This window comes from Streptomyces sp. NPDC000151, assembly GCF_040301705.1.
GTDB lineage: Bacteria > Actinomycetota > Actinomycetes > Streptomycetales > Streptomycetaceae > Streptomyces.
This window is the reverse complement of sequence record NZ_JBEPFC010000292.1, coordinates 1-2,427: the sequence shown is the minus strand read 5'-3', so window position 1 is coordinate 2,427 and position 2,427 is coordinate 1. Positions and strand designations below refer to the sequence as shown.

At 75.1% G+C, this 2,427-nt stretch carries 1 protein-coding gene and 1 pseudogene; both read left to right on the top strand.

Annotated features, from left to right (window positions below):
* Window positions 1-1,119 (top strand): ATP-binding protein (locus ABT381_RS35620; RefSeq protein ID WP_351602221.1); only part of this gene is annotated, 1,119 nt, incomplete at its 5' end.
* A 296-nt stretch (window positions 1,120-1,415) separates the two neighbouring features.
* Window positions 1,416-2,315 (top strand): annotated as a pseudogene (locus tag ABT381_RS35615) (chitinase); the annotation flags it as partial.
* Between the last annotated feature and the right edge of the window lie 112 nt (window positions 2,316-2,427).

The following is a 2,427-nucleotide window of genomic DNA, read 5'->3' as shown; positions in this document are numbered from 1 at the left end:
GCGGAGGTCGCGCGGGCCGCGCGGTACGGCCGCGCGTCCGTCGCCACCGTCCGCGGCGGCTCCTCGCTGCTCCAGCCCACCGCGGTCGCCTCCGGCACCGCCGTAGTGGAGGTCTTCGTCCCCGAAGCGGCGGTCACCAACGGCGTCACGACGTCCTGGGCACTGCTCGCCGGGGTCGGCCTCGCGCTGATCGTCGGCTCGGTGGCGGTCGCCGACCGGCTCGGTACCCGGATGGTGCGGCCCGCCGAGCGGCTCGCGGGCGCGGCGCACGACCTCGGCGACGGCAAGCTGGGCGTACGGGTCCTGGAGGACGGCCCCAAGGAGCTGCGCTCGGCGGCCGTGGCCTTCAACTCCATGGCCGACCAGGTCGTCCAGCTGCTCGCCAACGAACGCGAGCTGGCCGCCGACCTCAGCCACCGCCTGCGCACCCCGCTCACCGTGCTGCGCCTGAACGCGGCCTCGCTCGGCGAGGGCCCGGCCGCCGAGCACACCCGCGCCGCCGTCGCCCAGCTGGAGCGCGAGGTGGACCAGATCATCCGTACCGCGCGCGAGCAGCAGGCGCTGACCCAGCAGGCGGCAGCGGCGGCCGGGTGCGACGCGGCCGAGGTGATCCGGGAGCGGATGGGCTTCTGGTCGGCGCTCGCGGAGGACGAGGGGCGCACGGTACGGGTGGCGGGCACGGACCGTCCCGTACGCGTCCCCGTCGCGCGCCCCGAGCTGGCCGCCGCGCTGGACGCGCTGCTCGGCAACGTCTTCCGGCACACGCCCGAGGGCACCGCGTTCGCCGTGGACGTGCACAACGCCGAGGACGCGGTGATCGTGCTGGTCTCGGACGCGGGGCCCGGCATCGCCGACCCGGCCGCCGCGCTGCGGCGCGGCCACGGCCACGGCGGCGACGGCTCGACCGGGCTGGGCCTGGACATCGCCCGCCGTCTCGCGGAGTCCACCGGCGGCGACGTCCGGATCGGCCGCTCGGTCCTGGGCGGTACCGAGGTACGCATCTGGCTCGCGCTGCACGACAGGCGCGGCCGCGGCCCGGCCGGCCGCCGCCACCGGGCCCGCCGCCTGGGCCGGCTCCGCCGGCGGGCCCTCCGGCAGCGCGTTCCCCGGCCGCGCTGAACGCCGCCGCTTAACCGCTCCCTTCCGGCGCCTTAAGCGGGCCATAAGTCCTGCGGTCCGTGCGCCGTACCTGCCGTTTGTCCGTTTCCCGGTCGCTAGCGTGCCGGACGCACCAGGGACCACACACCCCCCACGAGACGACAGGCAGGCACCAGATGAGTTCTCCGGCACACCGCCGCCGTACGAGCCGCACGGTCAAGCTGATCGGCGCCGGCGCCGCCGTCGCGCTCGCCGCGGGCGGCGCTTTCGCCGTCGCCGGCGCGGCCCAGGCGAGCAAGGCCCCGGCCGAACGGGCCGCGGCGGGCGGCGCGTTCGCCCCGTACGTCGACACCTCGCTCAGCCCCGCGTACGACCTGGTGGACACGGCGAAGAAGACCGGAGTGAAGACCTTCAACCTCGCCTTCGTCACCTCCGGCGGTGGCTGCGACCCCAAGTGGGGCGGCAGCGGCGCGCTGGACGGCGACCCGGTCGCGCAGCAGATACCGAAGTTGCGCGCCGAAGGCGGCGACGTGCGCGTCTCGTTCGGCGGCGCGGCCGGCTCCGAGCTGGGACTCGCCTGCGGCTCGGCGGACGAACTGGCCGCCGCGTACGGCAAGGTCGTCGACGCGTACGACCTGAAGAAGGCCGACTTCGACATCGAGGGCGGCGCGCTGCCGAACGCCGAGGCCAACACCCGCCGCGCGCAGGCCATCGCGCGGCTCCAGAAGGACCACCCGGACCTGGACGTCTCCTTCACCCTCCCCGTCATGCCCGAGGGGCTGACCCCGGACGGCGTGAAGCTGCTCGCCGACGCCGGGAAGAACGGGGTGAAGATCTCCGCCGTCAACATCATGGCGATGGACTACGGGGCCTCGTACGACGGCGACATGGGGAAGTACGCGATCCAGGCCGCCACCGCCACCCAGAAGCAGGTCAAGGACGCCCTCGGGCTGAGCGACGCGGACGCCTGGAAGGCGGTCGCCGTGACCCCGATGATAGGCGTCAACGACGTGGCGACCGAGGTCTTCACGCAGGACGACGCCAAGGAACTGGCGGACTTCGCCGCGTCCCAGCACCTGGGCTGGCTGTCGATGTGGTCCGCCACCCGTGACAAGGCGTGCGACGGCGGCTCCTCCGGCACCGCCCAGCCGACCTGCAGCTCCGTCGACCAGCAGCCGCTGGACTTCACCAAGGCCCTCGGCGCCTACCAGGGCTGACCCGGACCACCCCCCACACCAGCGGGGCGCAGCGGACCCCCCCACGCCCCCCCCCCGGGCCCGCGGCCCCCCCCCCCCCCCGCCGGCCCCACCGGATCAAGTACTGGACGGG